The organism is Collinsella aerofaciens (assembly GCF_039752985.1).
In the GTDB taxonomy this organism is placed as follows: Bacteria; Actinomycetota; Coriobacteriia; order Coriobacteriales; family Coriobacteriaceae; genus Collinsella; species Collinsella aerofaciens_BT.
On record NZ_JBDMHA010000016.1, the window covers coordinates 18,557 to 37,268 of the forward strand.

Here is an 18,712-nt window from a genome sequence, read left to right on the forward strand (position 1 = left end):
CGTACCAGGACACGGAGCCCGAGAGGGCCTCGAGGGCGCGGCCCTGCCCGGTGGTGCCGGCCACGGCGCCGTCCGAGACGGCGCCCTGCCAGCCGATGCCGGCGACATGGGCGCGGTAGGAGACCGAGGGGGGCTCGGAGGACCTGTCGACGAAGGGCGTGGAGGTGTCGCCCGGGGCGGGGTCGCCCTTGGGCAGGACCGCGACCTGGACGGCCTGGACGGCGCGGCCGTAGCCAGCCGATCCGGCGTCGGCGCCGTCGCACGCCCAGCCCAGCCAGCCGAACTCCGCGGAGTGGACGCGGTACCAGACGGTGTAGCGGGCGGACAGCTCGCCGGACAGCCTGACCCTCAGGGCCTCGACGGCGCGGGACTGGCCGGTCGTGCCGGCGGTGCCGCCGTTGCCGACGGCGGGCTGCCAGCCGACGTTCGAGACGTGGGCCTCGACGGATATGGCGTCGGTGCCGAGGGGCTCGCCGGTCGAGGCGTCGGACAGGACGAGGCGCAGCGCCTCGAGGGGGAGCCCCCTGCCGGTCGTGCCGGCGGTCTCGCCGCCGGCGACGGCGCCCATCCAGCCGATATTGGAGACGTGGGCGGAATAGGACAGCGAGACGGCAGTGGCCCCATCGGACTGCGCGGCCTCCGCCTGGCCCCCGTCGGCCTGGGCGGTTTCGGCCCGGGCGGCCTCGTCCTGGGCGCCGGACTCCCCGCCGGCGGGCTGCGCCTCGCCGGGGAGCGGCTGCGCGTCGCCCGAGGCGGCGGGGGCGCCGTAGGCCGCGGGCCCGCACAGGGCCAGGGCGGCCGCGACCGCGAGGACGGCGGCGGCCCCGGAAACTCGTTTCATGGAGCGTCTCATGGAAAATCCCCCTAATCTAGCAACGGTTTAGAGTCTACTAGATTGGGGGGACGGGGGCCAAGCCGGATGGACTATTTGCCATTTGGCCAATGAGTGTTTACCGACGGCTGAAAGCAGCGTGGCTCAAAAATCAGTGCCCACCCAAAACTCTTTTAAACGAAGGACTCTCACTGTCAATCAAACTGTTCCCTATTGCATAAACAAGATCACTTGCCTCGTCTTTTGAGAAGCAGTCAGTATCTTCCATTTGCTTCAGCTGCTCATAAATACTGTCAAGGAATTCCTTCTTCGATAGGCTCTTATCGAATAACAGGCCTTTGTTCCCTTTTCGCATTGCGCTAATTCCAGCGTTTCTAATGAAGTAAAAGCAATTACGAATATCGCTTTCATAAAGAAACACGTCGATAAAATCAGTCTCCAGCATGTCTTGCAACGGACCCGGATCACGAACGTAAAGAAACGATACCGCCTCTCCAGCAAGGAACCCATCAAAGGAATCGCAATAATCGCCGCGAAATAAGCCCGGCCGCATAGTCAAGCGATGTACGCACAGCTTTAATTTATTAATAAGTTCCCGATGGAATTCAACAGATAGGACATCCATAGACGGCCTCTCAATCCTTCACCTATCTAACGTTTCTAATAACTTCAACAAGCGGTGCCGCTAAACAAATAACTAAATAAGATCGCAGAAGCCATTGCCAAGAACACGCTTGCCAATGAACCCAGCAAATAAACCTCAGCGAAATCCTTGTCACTTTCCAGCTGCTTAAAGCGCGCGATACTTTTTGCAGTAAAAATAAATGCAATAGCCGAATATTGGTTCAGCAGGGAAAGCGCCGCGACAATCAGTCTTTCAAATATTCCAATCCACTTGCCTGAATGTGCGGTTGTCGTATCCGCCGACTGCTCAACACCCGGGTTTCGAAGAGATTGGAGCACCTTTGCAATAACAATGCTACAAGGGCGTCCACAAAAGCACAGTGTCGAAATCCAAGAGAGCTCCGCTCCACGAGCGCCCAAGAGATTCGAAGCAATTGGCCGCATGGCCCACAAATAGCAACATAGAACGCTCAATATGAGCAGAATTATAATGTGCAGCACTTGATCGGCCAGAAAACTACCGACCGGCGAAAGGTCAAGTCCTGCAAACGCTCTTCTCAGGCTGCCATCGATAATCCAATGTGAAAGGGCAAATACTGTAAAGGACGCAGCAATGGCGGTTGCACTCGCCTCAAACAGAAGAGCTACTGTTGCTGCGGCGCCGGCCGCGTAAACTAAGCAGTGCATGGCAAGGGCAATTCTGCTGTATTCCTTCTCGCCTGCCATCTTATTCGACTGAAAATAAAAGTCGAACAGCATATGAAACAGAAGGAAACACCCGAATACTCTCATGCCATCTCCAGCTCATTAAGGAAATGAACGGCGAAAGCAGCCAGCTCTCTTTCTCTTACAACATTCGCGAGTCTAAGGCTTTTCTCAAGCCCCTGCCTCGTCTTCCCCATCGCAACGCCCATTTGCCCCGCAAGCCCTACATGACTAGCCCTGATGCTATCTACGTTGAGGTTGAGCGAGCTGCCCAACGCCACTGGCGCGCAATCGATCGGATTGCTTTTAGCGCCATACTTTTTGCCTATACGTGTTTCGAAGAGCTCAGTATACCTTTTGCTCAAAGTCGCGTCTGTGCCCTCGTGCAGCATTAGCGGCCGCAGCAACTCAACAACCTCGCAGTAATTACGCTGCGACTCGTTTCTGCGATCGATTATTTCCAGACAGCCCGCCGCGCACAGCTCTTTCTCACGCGAAACACCCGAAGCATCAATGATCTTCAAATTACTGTACTTATCTTTTTCGGACGCAGCAATTGCTCTGCGTGCACGATGGTATGCCGACCCGTCTTGCTCCGTCGACAATGCAGACTGCATCCGAGTTTTCCATTCTCCAACTCCGATACCACCCCTAAGATCAACCGTCTGGACGAGTATCTTGATAAATCTATATGCCAAGAAAGCGCCAGCCGTACTACGAAATAGGCCCTGCAATTCATCGCCCGCACTAAACATAAGCGGCATTTCGAGCTCAGTTTTAAACAGCTCGTTTGTGCAGTCCATAGCGTTCGCAAGATCTTCCTGCGCGCTTTGCCTCCTACTGTCCGAAAGACATCTCGAATGTCTCATATCAACCATGAGGGCCGAATAGCTATTGTTCATCAGGCTTCCTTTCCTCATGGCGATTATAGCAACTATTTTAGTTGCTTTCGCTCATTTGCAACGGTTTTAGTTTCTTTATGGCGGATGCAACTGAAATCGTTGCATTGTAATAGGCTATAATTCTTCCAAATCGCCTAGAGAAAGTGTTTGAATGCTGACCGTAATCGTGCCTACTTACAATGCCGAGCCGTATCTTTCTCAGGCTATAGGCAGTCTATTAAACGAAAACAAAATCGAGCTGGAGATCCTCGCCATCAACGACGGATCCACCGATAACTCGCTCGCCGTTATGCAAGAATTCGCTGCGCGCGACTCACGCGCTCGAGTGATCGATAAGGCAAACCAGGGTTACGGCGCAACCTGCAATCTGGGCATTCGCGAGGCAAAGGGCGACTGGATTGCCATCCTCGAGCCCGATGACTGGATCGAGCCCGGAATGTACTCCGACATGCTTGCCTTTGCCATGCGCGAATTTGGCGATCCGAACAAGCTCGATATTATCGAGACCCCGTATTGGATCATTCGCAACCCCGATACCCCCCAAGAGGTCAAACTACATTGCGCATATCGCGGTCGCATTAAACCGCCTCGGCAACCGTTCACCATTCACGACGCTCCACACCTGCTGGCCCATCATCCGTCCATTTGGTCGGCAATCTATCGTCGCGACTTCCTGATGCAAAACAATATCTGGTTTAAGGAAATCCCCGGTGCGGGCTGGGCCGACAATCCATTCCTTGTCGAAACGCTCTGCCAGGCAAAGGCGATCGCTTACTGGCCCAAGCCGTATTACTGCTACCGCGAGGAAACACCCGAAAAGGCAGCCGCCCTGGCCAAGCGTGATCCCCTGATGCCGTTTAATCGCTGGAACGACATGGTTGATATCCTTGAGCGGCTCAACGTCACCGACCCCGCCGTTTGGACACCGCAAATCACACGCGGCTTCACCTATATGGGCATCATGATTGAGCACACCGGAATTGAGGGGCACCCCGAAATCGAGCGGGCGATCCACAAGATGTTCGAACGCATGCCGCAAGAGCTGGTATTTGCCAATCCTCGCGTTACCCCCGTGGCCAAAAAGCTCTATGCCGAGTATATGGGCATCGCCGACCCTAAAATCAGCTACTGCGCGTACGCCAAGGACCTCGTGGGCGAGGGCTTGTATAACGTATGGAACAAGGGCCCCAAGCAGACTCTAAAAATGATCACATCGCACTTTGGTTCATACAACGCACGCGCTGGAAAATAGTCTGATGGGCAGCAAAGCAAGCAGAAATACCTCCATCGAAGCGCTGCGCCTGGTGGCGGTCGCTGGGATCGCCATATTCCACACGTTTCAGTGGACCTTCCAAGCCGTCTGCACCGGCCTACCGGAATACGCGCCGCTCGCTGTCTTCCCTTACTCCGGCGCGCTCGGCTTTATCAACCTGCTGGGCTGCTGGGCCAACGAGGTCTTTTTTATGATCTCGGGGTACTTCCTTATCCCTTCGGCAGTTCGCGCCCTCCAAAACGGGTCATCCGCACCGGACCTCGCTCGTAAATCGCTTGCGCGGTTAAAGAAGATCGTCTTGCCCACGCTCTTTTATTGCGCTGCCTGCCTGCTTATCTCGATGTACGTCTATCCCCTGCCCGAAATCTCGCTACACGAGATTGGCTGGCTTACGCTGGGCATCGAGTTTATCTGGGTCTACGCCGCCTCCGTATTGCTCGTCCCAGTGATTGCGTTGATACGACAGCGAATCGGCAGCATAAGGGCCCCGTTTGTCGTAGCACTCCTCGTGCTCGCAACATTTGGAATCAACTGCTACATCGCGGCGACGGTAAACGGAGCTGCCGGTGTCGTTTTGTGGCGCAAGCTCATGAGCGCCGTTACCTACCTGGTCGCGTTTATTGCAGCTGGAGAAATGCGGTTTGTCCTCGAATACCTCGGCAACGCATCCGGCTCTCAGAAATCCAAGATCGTGCTTATCGGACTTATTGCCGCCACCGTCACGCTCGAGCTCCTGCTATCGACAAACAGCCAGTACGACGCGCTCTGGAAGCTCTCCTACAAGTCAACTTCCGTCATATCCTTCATCTTAGCCGTTGCATCCGTTGCCGCCGCAGCGCTCCATCAGCCACGCCACGAAGTCCCAACTGCAGACAAGACAATCGTGACTCTCGCCGCAGGAACGCTCGCTTTCTACGCCGTACAGTCGTTCACCTGCAACGTCTGGCGACCCATCTTCGACAAAGCGATCTACACCATGGCGACAGGCATCCAAACGGGAGAGCCCCGTCCAGCCGCCGCCATTTTGCTCGGAATCCTAATGAGCCTTTGCCTCGCGCTTTCCCTGCTCCTCGTGGATATCGTGCGCAGGGCCGTAGTCGCGACCATCAAGGCCCACATGAAAGGCTAAGCGACCTTCTGACTCCTCAGACCACGAAGCGCGCTTACACCAGAAGCAAATAAAATCGCAAAGACAATCGCCCAGTTCTTGCAGCCAAATACCGGAATATGAACGATTGCATGGTCATGCATAACAACGAAATAACCCAGAACAACCACCAGAGGCAGCGCCATGAGCAGTGACTGGATCAACATCTTGCGACGACGACCACCTTGCGCTCCGCCCCGTATCGAGCAAACGAGCACGGCAATCCAAATCGCCAATACGGCAGCAAACGAAACAAGACAAACAACGTTCGAGATCATCGCATAACCAGCAGTTGAGCAAATGGCGAACAGCTGCGGGCTCATGCTATAAAACTCCTTCAAAATCTGAGGCCAGTCAGCCTGGGGCAACAGTGACGAAGTCCCATGCGCAGACCAAAGGCCCATCTCGCCCAGAACGTTCGAAAAGACCTCGTTCCAGCCCAGCACAAACGCCGCGACAACCCATTTCATCGCCCAGGTAAACACAAACGAAAGCCCAAACCCAAAGAGCGCCTGCAGCATCGTGACGACGCAGCGCTTGGGGCGCTCGCCCTCGGGGAGCGCAATGAAGGCGAAAAAGCAATGCAGGGCGACAACAGCGGCAGGAATCGTTAAAAAGTCAAGAAACGAAAACACGGCACCCGTCGCAATCGACCAAAGGACAAGACGGCTTGTAAAAGCCCGTGCGTTCGGAGCCGACCCCAAACGAAGACTCATACAAGACATCATGATGAGCGCAACAAAGAACGAGATGCACAGAAGCAGATCACCGATAAAATTGAAAAACAGATTGGTTGAAAACAACAGGATTACAACGAAACCCAACGTCAATAGCTTTGAAAATCGCTTCCGCAAGGCAACGTAAGCGCAAGCGGATCCGGCAATCGCCAGAGCGGCCGCAGGCACCACGACAACGTCGATACCGCCAATAAACAGGCAGGCATTCGTAAGTAGCTGCCATCCATGCCAATACCGGTAATACTGCTGATGCGTAATCCCGTTGGCTTTCGTAACGTCATCAATCTCGGCAACAGCCATCGTCTTAAACGGAGAACCTTGGTCCTTTTGCCGTGCGACTTCAATGACAAAACGATTGTTATCAAAGCAAACAGGACCAGCTGCAACACGGTGGTCGTAGACATACATGTCAGTCAACAGGGCCGAGGACTCCGAACCCTGCGCATGCGACTCGATAACGGGCCTCGGTAGGCAATTCGCTGCGGTATTGCTCAGGACAAATGCGACCTGAAAAACCAAAAACAGCAACATGACCTTGACGGAAAGGCTATCGGCAAGGGAGGCTAAACGAGTTTTATTCACAGGCCATCCAAACAGAAAGATTGCGTCCACAAGAATCGGCACTTATGTAATACCACAATGCGCGCTTGCAATCTCGCCACGCACACAAGTCAACCAGGCTTGTAGCAAACGTTCTTGGTGATTAGCGGAACATTACCCGCGGGCGCCCGCCTACGCTTACAATAGACGTGTCCCATGGGACACGCTGTTTATTCCGCAGGGCCGATATGCTGCCCACGCGAAAGGATATTCTCGTTCATGACTTCCACCCTTCCCGCCCCCATAGACAAGCTCGCCATCGTCGTCGTTACGTACAAGCGCCAGGAACTCCTGGCCAACTTGTTCGACTCTATGACCGAGCTCACGGCAACGCCCTGGCGCATCGTGATTGTCGATAACGAGAATTCGCGCGAGACCGAGGCCATGTGCACCGCATTCAACGAGCGCCTCGCCAACCTGTGGGGCATCGACACCGAGCAGCCCGACGCGCAGGGCGGCACCGACCGTGTCATCTACGCCCCGCAGCTTGAAAACGGCGGCGGTGCAGGCGGCTTCTCCGCCGGCACTAAATGCGCCTACGACCTGGGCGCCCAGTGGTTCTGGGTGATGGACGACGACGTGCTCGTCATCCCCGAAGGCATCGAGCGTCTTGCCAAGTGGACCGACCGCTACGATGTCATCCAGGGTTCGCGCCTGGACTTCGACGGCGGCGCGTTCTTTTGGCAGTACCAACTGATCCTTTCGCTCGGCATTCCAAACCCTGTCGCCAAGTGGGATCTGGGTCCCGAGGGCTACCGCGCCATGAACCAGCTGTGCTTTGAGGGCGGCATGTTCTCGCGCCGCGTGGTCGACAAGATTGGCCTGCCCGACGCGCGCTTCTTTATCTACGGCGACGATGCCTGCTACGGCTACGTAGCCAGCCAGCACTTCCCCGCCGCCGTTGTGGCCGACCTGGTGCTCAAGCGCGCCCGCGCCGTCTCTAACTGGGATATCGCCGGCAAGCGCCAGCTCAACTCTACGAGCGACACCAACCGCTACTACATCATGCGCAACCGCGGTTATCTGGCCCGCTACATGCAGATTTACGGCGACTATCACCCCGTGCTGTTCCGTCTGGGCAACGCCGCGACCTTCTGCAAGGAATTCATTCGCCTGGCTGCCGTTGACAAGTGCTTTAAGACCGGTATTCCGGCGCTGCGCCGAGGCATGAAGGACGCCCGCAAGATCATCAAGGATCCCAACTGGAAGCCCATGCCGCCCATGAAGGACACCGAGTAACGGAAGCCGGAAACACCTCGGCGCTTAAAGCCGCTGGCACACCGTAGCCACATGCTGCCCATCAAAACCGAACCCCCAGCGCATGCGACCCACGCCGGGGCGCGGTACACGGATTTCGTCGATGCTGTTGCGCTCTATGTCGAGTAGCGACTGCACGGCCAGCAATTCCAGGCCCAGCGCATCCACATCGGGATCATACATCAAGTTAATCGTTATCAGCGGGCGCTCGTCCAGCATGCCAATCGTATCTGCTACGTCGAACACAGCACCCGTAGGGAAAACCTGGATGTCCCAGCGACCCGCACCACACTTTCGCCTCGAGGCAGGATTGGCATAGCCCGGCAAGCCAAAGCAGAGCCCCTGCAAGAGCAGATGATATGGTAGCGGCTTATCTGGGTCGGTCTCACCGATTCCCGCATCCCCCAGGATGCGGCTTAGCGCCCGCCTCACCGTATCCTCGTTCCCACGGCACAGCCCGTCGCGAAACGCATCGACGTCTCGAATGTCTTCGGCAGCGCACTCAAACCACTCAACAATCACTAGACGCAAGGCCTGGCGAAGCTCGTTATTGGGCAACCGCAAGGCACGGAGGCGATTGCCATGTTCTGGCTCCTCAGTCATATCTGTCGTCAGGAAGCCTGACAGATACAGCGCCGTCCACAGGCCATCATCAGGCGAGACATCTGGCTCTGCAGTGCCCAAACAAAGCGAAACCTCAGCGCACCCATGGGCCTCGAGCAAATCGAACAAGACCGAAAGGCGGTCGAGATTCCACCCGGCAACTACCCTACTCAAGCAGTCCGCATACCCATACAGATCGGCGCGCACAGGCACCGTGCAGCCTCGGTCCAGAAAACCGATCACACGCGCTGGACTCGAGCAATAAGCCCTACCAAACCGATATCCCTCGAGCCATTCACGCGCATCATCAAGGTATTCCTCGCGCCCAGCATGATTCAACAGAGCCTGGACCTCGGCATCCGAAAAGCCGAAACAACGGTCACACCAGGTCGAAAGCGGCGTCGTCAGACAATACGAGCAGCCATGCAAAGAAAGCGCCGCTTCGGCAGGGCCGGGACATTCCCCCATCAGACACGTCAGCCGCAACGAATCGCGCGCAGTGGCAATGACCTCGAAAAGCACGCGATCAAATATCCCTGCCGGATCGGCGCCGGAAGCGACCCTCGCGCTCGCACGGCCCAACCACGCCGCGTCGTACCCATCAACGAGCAATACAACCTGCTCATCGCAGGCCATCTCCAGCAGCTCAATGAGCACGCCAAGCACCGAGGCGACCTCGTCCTCGCTCGCCGCGCCACGCGCAACACGTTCGATGTGACGCACCTTGTCTCGAGCTAAATCCGGAGCCTCCAAAAGCGCCAGCAGGCGGGCGCACTCGTCCGAAAGAGCATCGCGCACGACGTCGGCAATAGCGGCGCCACGCCTCGCAGCGCCAGAAAAATCCAGCGATATCACCGGATAGCAAGCATACTCATCCCGATAGCGCCCGCCGTTCGCATCCCAAATCTGAGCATCGGCAAACAAACGCTGACCAGAGCGACCGACCGCTGGACGCTCCAGAAAAGCCCTGAGCATCGACAAGTTCATGCTCTTGCCAAAACCCTCGGGTCGACAGCACACCACAACGGACGCGTCGCAGTCCAACACATCGGCAATAAACATGGTCTTGTCAACCAGCATGCAGCAACCAAGGGCCTCCGCATAGTCGTGCATGCCAATGGGCAAAACCGCATCGTCGGCACAGCCGATCAAGCGCACGCCAAAGCCAGCAGCACAATCAACATTTGCCTGTTCAGACACCAAAACGTTCCCCCTAAATCGCTGCACGATGCCAATTGTAATGACCGCCTCGCGCGTACCGACGACGCCGCGCGAACATATCGGGCAACGGTAGCAACAAGAGGTGTGAGGGGGCATAACTAATCGTTGCACAACAAAACGGGGCCCGATGCATTCGCACCGGACCCCGTCCCAACTCTTTAGTTATCTAGCAACCAAGAGGCTACTCCTCCGAGCCGTCCTCCCCAGAAGCCTTCTTCTGCTGATCGAGCTTATGCTTACCACTTACGATAGACGTAGCGCCCAGCGTGGCCAAGCTTGCACTGGCAAGGCTCGCCATCACAATCAGATCGCCCGTCTTGGGCATGTTGCCACCCGAGGACTTGGTAGTTGTAGTCGTCGTGGTCGTGGTGGTCACCGTTTTGGAGTCATTTTGCTCCTGATTCTGGTTGTCAGCACCGCTCTTGTCGTCGTCTTCGGACTGTTTCTTTTCGCCCTCGGTCTTTTTCTTTTCGCCCTCGGTTTTGCTCTTGTCCTTCTTCTGAGCGGATTTGTCGTCCTTCTCCTCAGAGCTAGAACCCTTATCGGATTCGGTCTTCTCGGAAGCCTTGTCCTTGGAGTCGCCCTTTGCGGCTTCGGTCTTTTCCGTGGAAGCCTGATCAGAGTTGTCCTTGTTCTGGGCCGAGCCGTTATTGACGCCAGCCATCAGCGAAGAGCCCAGCGTAGAACCAAGCTGCTCGAAGAAAGAAGGCTTCTTGTCCGGCGAAGCAACGGGAGCGTCCGGCGCCTTATTCGAATCGTCCTCGGAAGCATCGGAATCAGGGGTTGCGTCAGAGCCAGAGCCGTTATTAGAGCCGGTGCCAGCGGACGAATCGCTCGAGCCGGTGGATGAGTTAGAGGCGCCAGCGTCGGTCGAACCAGAAGCGTCGCTGTCCGTATTGCCGGCAGAGCTTGAAGGCGAATCGCCCGCAGCAGAGCCGTTCGAATCGGAGCCGTTCGAGGTAGAGCCGTCGTTGGTAGTGCCACCAGCAGAGCCATTACCGTCAGCATCGGTCGAGGGCGCATCCATCCTGTCATCGTTGGCATCGTCACTCGAGTCGTCATTCGAATCAGGTGTCGGCGAGGGCGCCGGTGTAGGCTCGGGCTGCACGGGCGTCGCAGCGGCAGCGGCCTCGCCCTCGGCAATATAAACCAAGCAGTCCTTCAGCTCATTCTTATAACGATTCTTCCAGCCCTCATGATACTGGGGCTGACTTGAAAACTTGGTGGCAACATTGTTGACCACGCTATTGGAGAGCGCCGTCACAAACTCGCGGTCGGACATATCGTTGGAAAGATTCGCCCAGCGGAAAAAATCCCTGCAGCCACCGGTGCCGCACATGTTGGTAATGCTCCACACCATGCCCTTGACGCAATCGGCGCGGCCCGAAATATCAATGCCCAGGCCGCTCTTGAGCCACGCCTCGGTCACCGCATAGTACGAGTTGTACGCATAGGCATCCTGCAGAGCCGAAAACTCAGCAGGGTCGGTGTTATAAGCGCCCTGGAAGGCCTCCTGCGCAATACGGCCCAACTCGGTGAGCTGGCCGTTCTCGTACATGGCATTGCTCGCGTTGGAAATCTCGCTGCCGCGATCAATCGCATCCTTGAGCATGCCGTACTTGGCAGAATCGTAGTTGTAAACCTGCTTCATAAACGGAATGAGCGACCAGCGGCGATCAAACTGATAGTAACCCAGTGCGTTATAGCCGTCACCATACGAAAATCCCTGGTTGTAGTTACCATGGCTCTCGTACTTGGTAAAGTACTTCATCTCGGGAGTCACGTTGACAAACGAAACGCCCTGGACCGACCTCAGCACGCCCGAGAAGGACTGCTGGGTGTAGAGACCCTTATCGATATCGGTGGCATCCGAGGCAACGCCCGGCGTGGGCTCCTCGGCAGCGGCGGGTGCCGGCGCGGAAACGGCGCCAAACGAAAGCGCCAGCGTCAGGCCCGCGACAATAGCAGAATGCTTGGGCTGCATAAGATCCTCCCTGCATTGGTATAGTTAAAGTGCAGTTTGCAAAGATAGAAATAAGTATTGCAGCTCGCCCGTTGTTGCACAACAACCCCTCGGTAAACGGCAACAACCCTCCGCGAAATCTTAAGGAATTAGACAAACTGGTCGTCGGGCGCCAACAGAAGCTCGCCGTAACGTTTCGTCAGCCCGTCTCTCAACTGACAGAAAGCGGGAATATAGACGTTCAAGATGCGCTGAATCAAATCTTGAGCGAGCTTGTTGTCGTAGATATGGACGTTCGTATTGCGGTCTCTGAGCATATCCAGCCAGGCTGCCTCATCAATAAAGTCGTAGAATCGGTAGGACTCCTTCAAGATGGCACGAGGAGACCCCGACGCGGCAAGCGTGGCGCCCTCATACTCGAGCAGACGCTTAAGGAGCTTCCAGCTCAGTTCAAATTGAAGATTGAACTTATTAATCAATCCACTCTGAACAAAATCATTGTTGAGATCCTGATTGGGCGCATCCTCAAGATTCGCCAAGGCGCTAACAAAGTTCTCATATTTTTTCATACAGAATCACACCATCCTTGGCAATCTCATCGAGCAATTGCTGCGATAGGGACTCGTCGAGATTGACGACATCTACATCTAAAAGAGTATCAAGATGTTCCTCGATCAAATATGAGAAACGGCCGAAATCCCGGCAACCTGCTACGGCGATGTCAATATCGCTCTTGGGCAAGTTGTCGCCTCGAGCACGAGAACCAAACAACACGACCTTCTCGGCGTCACATTCCCGAGCAAAAACTTCGATTTGCTTGTACACCTTGTCGAGAGATGCCATTTGCACCCCTACAGCTTAATGTCAAAGTTGATTTCGGGGACGGCGGCCAGGTCGGCCAACGTCACGCCGTCGACGTACTTTTCGATCACGTCGTCCAGGCCGCGCCAGAACTTGACGGTCGAGCACAAATCGCTGCGGGTGCAGCTGTTGTCGATGCCGTCGCACGCCACGGGCGCCGTGCTGCCCTCGACGGCGCGCAGGATGTCGCCGGCACGCACCTCGGCTGGATCCTTGGCCATCATGTAGCCGCCGCCCTTGCCGCGCACGCTCTTAAGCAGGCCCGCCTTCATAAGCGGACGAACCAGCTGCTCCAAATACTTTTGTGAGATATGCTCACGGTCGGCAACCTCGCGCAAGGCAATCTTGCCCTCGGCGTCGCCCAGCGCCGCGATATAGATCATCAGCCGGAGGGCATAGCGGCCCTTGGAAGAAATGAGCATACCTACCCTCCCATCGCATCTGGGACAAAATAACAAGGTTTGTTTGTCCCAAATCTTAAGTAAGTGGGACAAACAAACCTTGTTATTTTGTCCCACATCTAGAAAAGTCGAGTGGATTAGTCGGGTTTTCCCTTGACTAACGCCGAACCCATAGTAACTTTATTCCGAGAAGATTCCTAGGGTTTAGTACACCTATGAGTACACCATATACAGAGAGGGACAGCATGAGCGCAAATCCGCTGCTTTCCATCGATGGTCTCACCGCCTCCGTGGACGAGAAGACCATCCTCCACAATGTCAACCTCAACGTCGCCGCCGGTGAGACCCACGTGCTGATGGGCCCCAACGGCGCCGGCAAGTCCACCCTCGGCCACCTGGTCATGGGCGACTCCGTCTATACCGTCAACGACGGCCGCATCGTCTTTGACGGCCAGGACATCACCGAGCTCACCACCGACAAGCGTTCGCGCGCCGGCCTGTTTCTGAGCTTCCAGGCCCCGGTCGAGATCCCGGGCGTGCCGCTGTCGAGCTTTTTGCGTGCCAGCATCGCTGGCCGCCCCGGCCTGGAGATGAAGGGCAAGGAGTTCCGCCGTCGCGTCAAGGAGCTCGCGGCCGAGCTCAACATGGACACCGCCTACCTCAACCGTGAGCTGGGCGTGGGCTTCTCGGGCGGCGAGAAAAAGAAGGTCGAGATGCTCCAGCTTCTGCTGCTGCAGCCCAAGCTCGCCATCCTGGACGAAACCGACTCCGGCCTGGACGTCGACGCCCTTTCCACCGTCAGCCACGGCATGGACGCCTACCGCAAGAGCTGCGACGGCTCCATGCTCATCATCACGCACAACACGCGTATCCTGGAGCACCTGGATGTCGACCGCGTCCACGTTATGGTCAAGGGCCACATCGTACGCGAGGACGACGCCTCGCTGATCCCCTGGATCGACAAGAACGGCTTTGAGACCTTCGAGCGCGAGGCCGCCGAGCAGCGCGCCCAGGCCGAGTCCGCCGTTGCCGAGCAGCAGGCGTAAAGGGGCGACGCAATGACCAAGAACCGCACCGAGGTCGCGGACATCGACCGCAGCCTCTACGACTTCACCTATGGCGAGGAGGGATTCGAGCGCCTCGACGCCGGCATCACGCCCGACATCGTGCGCGAGATCAGCGCCAAGAAGGACGAGCCGCAGTGGATGCTCGACCTGCGCTTAAAGTCCCTCGAGATCTTCAATCGTTTTCCCGACCCGACGTGGGGCCCCTCCATCGAGGGCCTGGACATGGACAACATCGTCACCTACGTCAAGCCCAACACCGACCAAAAGCACGACTGGGAGTCGGTGCCCGACGACATCAAGAGCACCTTTGAGCGCTTGGGCATCCCCGAGGCCGAGCGCAGCTACTTGGCGGGCGTCGGCGCGCAGTACGACTCCGAGCTCGTCTACCACAACATGCAGGACACCGCGTCCAAGATGGGCATCGTCTACTCCGGCATCGAGGAGGCCCTGCACGACCCGCAGTGGGAGCCGCTCATTCACGAGAAGTTTATGACGCTCATCCCGCCCACCGACCACAAGTTTGCGGCCCTGCACGGCGCCGTGTGGTCGGGCGGCTCGTTTGTCTACGTGCCCAAGGGCACCAAGCTCGATTTCCCGCTGCAGAGCTACTTCCGCCTCAACGCCAAGGGCGCCGGCCAGTTTGAGCACACGCTCATCATCGTCGAAGACGACGCCGACCTGCACTTTATCGAGGGCTGCTCCGCGCCCAAGTACAACGTGGCCAACCTCCACGCCGGTGCTGTCGAGCTCTTTGTGGGCAAGCGTGCGCACCTGCGCTACTCGACCATCGAGAACTGGTCCAAGAACATGTACAACCTCAACACCAAGCGTGCGCGCGTGGACGAGGACGGCGACATCGAGTGGATCAGTGGCTCCTTCGGCAGCCACGTGGGCTACCTCTACCCCATGAGCGTGCTCAACGGCCGCCGCGCTCGCTCGAGCTTTACCGGCATCACCTTTGCCGGCGCCGGCCAGAACCTCGATACCGGCTGCAAGGTCGTGCTCAACGCGCCCGAGACCTCGGCAACTGTCGAGACCAAGGGCATCTCCAAGAGCGGCGGCATCCAGACGTTCCGCAGCTCTATCGTGGCGACACCCAAGGCTGAGGGCTCCAAGGCAACCGTGAGCTGCCAGTCGCTGATGCTCGACGACCAAAGCCGCTCCGACACTATTCCGGCCATGGACATCCGCGCCAAGAACGTCGACATCGGCCACGAGGCCACCATCGGCCGCATCGGCGACGATAAGGTGTTCTACCTGATGAGCCGCGGTATCTCGGAGGAAGAGGCCCGTACCATGATCGTCAACGGCTTTGCCAACCCGGTCTCCAAGGAGCTGCCGCTGGAGTACGCCGTCGAGATGAACAACCTGATCAAGCTCGAGATGGAAGGAGCGATCGGATAATGAAACAGACCACGAACACCGCTGCTACCACCCTTGAGCAGGTCAATGCGATGCCGGCTGCCACATGGGGCTGGCTGAAGATGAACCAGACCAAGCTCGAGCTCTCTGACGAGCTTGCCGCCGCTCCCACCGGGGCCGTTGAGGTCGAGGGCTTGGACGAGCAGTTTACCGGCATGGCAGACGCGTTCGACGCCGCCATGGACGCCATGGCCGAGCGCTTCCCCGAGCGCCGCGCCTCCGCGCCCGGCGATGCCGCCGACCGCGCCCGCATCACGCCCGAGACCGAGCTCGACGTGCCCGCCACCTCCGTCTACCAGGCCGGTGCCATCCAGCTGGAGGAGGAGCTCTCCCCCGCTGAGGCCTTCGAGACTGGCATGGGCGAGGCTGCCTACACCTACCTGGCCGACCACGCCACCAAGCGCGTCGTCATCGATGTGCCCGCATACAAGCACGCCACGGTTACCGTGCGTGTGAGCGGTGTCGATGCCGCCGCGGCCATCGCCGCCATCGACGTCGTCGTCCGTCCCCAGTCGACGCTCGACCTGCAAATCGCCCTGGACTCCCCCGTTGCCGGCGAGGGCGTCGTGGGATCCGTGCTGCGCGTGTGCGCCCACGAGTACGCCACCGTCAACGTGGCCTGCACGCAGACGCTCGACGATAGCTGGATCGCACTCGACGACACCGGCCTGTTCCTGGACGAGGGCGCGCGCGTCAACGTGCAGCACACCGTCCTGGGTGCCGGTGCCAGCGCCACCGGCCTCGCCGGCGATCTGCTGGGCGACACCGCCAAGGTGACCATCGATACCGATTACCTAGGTGCCCGCGAACAGGTGCGCGACTTTAACTACGAGCTGCGCCACCGCGGTCGTAAGACCGAGTGCGAGATCGACGCCAACGGCGTGCTGACTGGCACGTCCAAGAAGGTCTACCGCGGCACCATCGACCTCGTGCACGGCTGCAAGGGCGCAACCGGCACCGAGCGCGAGACCGTGCTGCTCGCCAACAAGGGCGTCGACAACAAAACCGTCCCCGTCATCCTCTGCGACGAGGACGACGTCGCTGGCAACCACGGCGCCACCATCGGCCACGTCCGCGACGAGCAGCTGTTCTACCTCGCCTGCCGCGGCCTTGACCAAAACGCCGCCGAGGACCTGTTCATCCGCGCCAAGCTGGAGGACGCTGCGCTTTCCGCCACCGATGAGCGCACCCGCGCCGCCGTCGTCCGCCTGGGCAACAACTTGATCGATAACTTTGAGGAGGAGCTCGCATGATCGACACCGAGCACGTTAAATGCGATACCTGTACTGCCCCCGAGCCCATGGAACTCGACGCCAGCGACGAGGCCTCGCGCGGCTGGCCTACCGTCGACATCGAGACCAATCCCTACAAGGCGCAGTTCCCGCTGTTCCAGCAGCACCCCGAGATCGCCTTCCTCGATAGCGCGGCCACCGCGCAGCGCCCCGCCTGCGTGCTCGACGCCGAGCGTGACTTCTACCAGCGCATGAACGCCAACCCCCTGCGCGGCCTGTACTCGCTGTCCGTCGAGGCCACCGAGGCCATCGCAAAGGTGCGTCAGCAGATCGCCGACGTCATCGGCGCCCCCCAGGCCAACGAGGTCGTCTTCACCCGCAACACGAGCGAGTCGCTCAACCTGGTCGCCAAGAGCTTTGCGCCCACGGTCCTCGAACCGGGCGACGAGGTCGTCATCACCATCATGGAGCACCACTCCAACCTGATTCCGTGGCAGCAGGTCTGCCGTGAGACCGGCGCCAAGCTCGTCTACCTCTACCCCACCAAGACCGGCCAGCTCACCACCGAGGAAGTTCTTGCCAAGGTGGGCCCCAAGACCAAGATCTTGGCCGTGGGTCAGGTCTCTAACGTCCTGGGCGTTGAGAACCCGGTCAAGAACCTCGGCAAGCTCGTGCACAAGTACGGCGGCTATCTGGTCGTCGACGGCGCGCAGTCGCTGCCGCACATGCCGGTCGATGTGGCCGACCTTGGAGCCGATTTCTTTGCCTTTAGCGCGCACAAGGCCATGGGCCCCATGGGCATCGGCGTGCTGTGGGGCAAGATGGACCTGCTCAACGCCATGCCGCCCATGCTTACCGGCGGCGAGATGATCGACTCGGTCACCGAGCAGGACGCCGTCTGGGCGCCCGTCCCCGAGAAGTTCGAGGCCGGCACGCAGGACGCCGCCGGCATCTTCGCCACGGGCGCGGCGCTTGACTACCTGGTTAACACCGTGGGCTACGAAAACATCCAGGCACGCGAGCAGGCACTCGTCCACTACCTGATGGGCGAACTCATGCAGCTCGACTTTGTCCAGATTATCGGCTCCATCTATTGGGACAATCACCATGGCGTCGTGAGCTTTAACGTCAAGGGTATCCACCCGCACGATGTCGCGAGCATCATGGACATGGACGGCGTCTGCATCCGCGCCGGTCACCACTGCGCACAGCCGCTGCTCACCTGGCTGGGCGTCGAGAACCTTGCCTGCTGCCGCGCCAGCGTGGCCTTCTACAACGACAAGGCCGACATTGACAAGTTCATCGCCGGTCTGCATCACGTTTGGAGCACGTTCAATGGGTAATCTGTACACCTCCACCACATTTATGGAGCACAACTCGCACCCCGACTATAAGTACGAGATGGATGCTCCCACGCACGAGCACGACGGCATCAACCCCAGCTGCGGAGACGAGCTCACCCTGCAGCTACGTGTCGAGAACAACGTGATCGAGGAGGCCTCCTTTACCGGCCACGGCTGCGCCATCAGCCAGGCCAGTGCCGACATCATGGCCGACCTCATCACCGGCGAGACCGTCGAGGAAGCTCACCGCCTGGCAGAGCTCTTCCTCGCCATGATCCGCGGCGAGCAGCTCTCCGAGGAAGACCTGGAAGACCTGGACGAGGCCGCCCAGCTTCAGGACATCTCGCACATGCCCGCCCGCGTCAAATGCGCCGAGCTCGCCTGGCGCACCCTCGACGGCATGCTCGAGGGGTAAACTAACCAGTAGCGTATGCCCCGAATCCAAGGTTTTTGATTGCCGAGCCGCCCGATACGGGCGGCTCTGTTTTTCCTAATGAGCGCCGGACGCACGAAGTCCGCGCG

General features: G+C 58.4%; 17 protein-coding genes and 1 pseudogene. 8 read left to right on the top strand and 10 right to left on the bottom strand.

The features are described 5' to 3' along the window. The 4 genes and pseudogenes from ABHR76_RS03480 to ABHR76_RS03495 form a co-directional block, all read right to left on the bottom strand. Positions 1–841: pseudogene (locus tag ABHR76_RS03480) on the bottom strand (hypothetical protein); the annotation flags it as partial. Positions 842–983: 142 nt separating this feature from the next. Continuing rightward, positions 984–1,457 (bottom strand): hypothetical protein, encoded by a 474-nt coding sequence (locus ABHR76_RS03485; protein WP_346976802.1) that lies wholly within the window; start codon positions 1,455–1,457, stop codon positions 984–986. 44 nt (positions 1,458–1,501) lie between these two features. After that, the gene (locus ABHR76_RS03490; RefSeq protein ID WP_346976803.1) at positions 1,502–2,248 is read right to left on the bottom strand and encodes a DUF3307 domain-containing protein; all 747 of its coding nucleotides are present in this window, start codon (positions 2,246–2,248) and stop codon (positions 1,502–1,504) included. Then, entirely contained in the window at positions 2,245–3,063 is an 819-nt protein-coding gene (locus tag ABHR76_RS03495) for a SatD family protein (protein ID WP_346976804.1), read from the bottom strand. The genes ABHR76_RS03490 and ABHR76_RS03495 overlap by 4 nt, the downstream gene beginning before the upstream one ends. Before the next feature lie 151 nt (positions 3,064–3,214). Between ABHR76_RS03495 and ABHR76_RS03500 the strand changes: the two genes are divergently transcribed. Continuing rightward, a complete protein-coding gene (locus ABHR76_RS03500) occupies positions 3,215–4,315 on the top strand; it encodes a glycosyltransferase family 2 protein (protein WP_346976805.1) in 1,101 nt (366 codons plus the stop codon). Positions 4,316–4,319: 4 nt separating this feature from the next. Further along, positions 4,320–5,465, top strand: coding sequence for an acyltransferase family protein (locus ABHR76_RS03505; protein WP_346976806.1), 1,146 nt, complete (start codon positions 4,320–4,322; stop codon positions 5,463–5,465). Here ABHR76_RS03505 and ABHR76_RS03510 read toward each other — a convergent pair. Beyond that, positions 5,462–6,802, bottom strand: coding sequence for a hypothetical protein (locus tag ABHR76_RS03510; protein WP_346976807.1), 1,341 nt, complete (start codon positions 6,800–6,802; stop codon positions 5,462–5,464). The genes ABHR76_RS03505 and ABHR76_RS03510 overlap by 4 nt on opposite strands. Before the next feature lie 237 nt (positions 6,803–7,039). Between ABHR76_RS03510 and ABHR76_RS03515 the strand changes: the two genes are divergently transcribed. Beyond that, complete coding sequence (locus ABHR76_RS03515) at positions 7,040–8,059, top strand: glycosyltransferase (RefSeq protein ID WP_346976808.1); 1,020 nt, start codon at positions 7,040–7,042, stop codon at positions 8,057–8,059. A gap of 24 nt (positions 8,060–8,083) precedes the next feature. Here the strand turns inward: ABHR76_RS03515 and ABHR76_RS03520 are convergent, their stop codons facing one another. The 5 genes from ABHR76_RS03520 to ABHR76_RS03540 all read right to left on the bottom strand — a co-directional run bounded on the left by ABHR76_RS03520 (position 8,084) and on the right by ABHR76_RS03540 (position 13,147). Then, the gene (locus ABHR76_RS03520) at positions 8,084–9,880 is read right to left on the bottom strand and encodes an AAA family ATPase (protein ID WP_346976809.1); all 1,797 of its coding nucleotides are present in this window, start codon (positions 9,878–9,880) and stop codon (positions 8,084–8,086) included. Between the two features lie 202 nt (positions 9,881–10,082). After that, entirely contained in the window at positions 10,083–11,885 is a 1,803-nt protein-coding gene (locus tag ABHR76_RS03525; RefSeq protein ID WP_346976810.1) for a VgrG-related protein, read from the bottom strand. A 128-nt stretch (positions 11,886–12,013) separates the two neighbouring features. Beyond that, positions 12,014–12,433: an HI0074 family nucleotidyltransferase substrate-binding subunit gene (locus ABHR76_RS03530; RefSeq protein WP_117746665.1), complete on the bottom strand. Its 420-nt coding sequence runs from the start codon at positions 12,431–12,433 to the stop codon at positions 12,014–12,016. Beyond that, a complete protein-coding gene (locus ABHR76_RS03535; protein ID WP_055286556.1) occupies positions 12,420–12,707 on the bottom strand; it encodes a nucleotidyltransferase family protein in 288 nt (95 codons plus the stop codon). The genes ABHR76_RS03530 and ABHR76_RS03535 overlap by 14 nt, the downstream gene beginning before the upstream one ends. Positions 12,708–12,715: 8 nt before the next feature. Continuing rightward, on the bottom strand, positions 12,716–13,147 hold the full coding sequence (locus ABHR76_RS03540) for an RrF2 family transcriptional regulator (RefSeq protein ID WP_055310594.1): 432 nt from the start codon (positions 13,145–13,147) through the stop codon (positions 12,716–12,718). Between the two features lie 224 nt (positions 13,148–13,371). On the opposite strand from ABHR76_RS03540, the gene sufC reads away from it, so the two are divergent. The 5 genes from sufC to sufU are packed head-to-tail and all read left to right on the top strand — an operon-like array spanning position 13,372 to position 18,605. Further along, positions 13,372–14,172 carry a Fe-S cluster assembly ATPase SufC gene (sufC, locus tag ABHR76_RS03545; RefSeq protein WP_117746666.1) on the top strand — a complete coding sequence of 267 codons (801 nt, stop codon included), beginning with the start codon at positions 13,372–13,374 and terminating at the stop codon, positions 14,170–14,172. A 12-nt stretch (positions 14,173–14,184) separates the two neighbouring features. Beyond that, positions 14,185–15,597: a Fe-S cluster assembly protein SufB gene (gene sufB / locus ABHR76_RS03550; RefSeq protein ID WP_117848423.1), complete on the top strand. Its 1,413-nt coding sequence runs from the start codon at positions 14,185–14,187 to the stop codon at positions 15,595–15,597. Next, positions 15,597–16,868, top strand: a complete 1,272-nt coding sequence (locus tag ABHR76_RS03555) for a SufB/SufD family protein (RefSeq protein WP_346976811.1) — start codon at positions 15,597–15,599, stop codon at positions 16,866–16,868. Before sufB ends, ABHR76_RS03555 begins: the two co-directional genes overlap by 1 nt. Then, a complete protein-coding gene (locus ABHR76_RS03560; RefSeq protein ID WP_204986374.1) occupies positions 16,865–18,190 on the top strand; it encodes an aminotransferase class V-fold PLP-dependent enzyme in 1,326 nt (441 codons plus the stop codon). The genes ABHR76_RS03555 and ABHR76_RS03560 overlap by 4 nt, the downstream gene beginning before the upstream one ends. Beyond that, a complete protein-coding gene (gene sufU / locus ABHR76_RS03565; RefSeq protein ID WP_346976812.1) occupies positions 18,183–18,605 on the top strand; it encodes a Fe-S cluster assembly sulfur transfer protein SufU in 423 nt (140 codons plus the stop codon). Before ABHR76_RS03560 ends, sufU begins: the two co-directional genes overlap by 8 nt. The last annotated feature ends 107 nt before the right edge of the window (positions 18,606–18,712 follow it).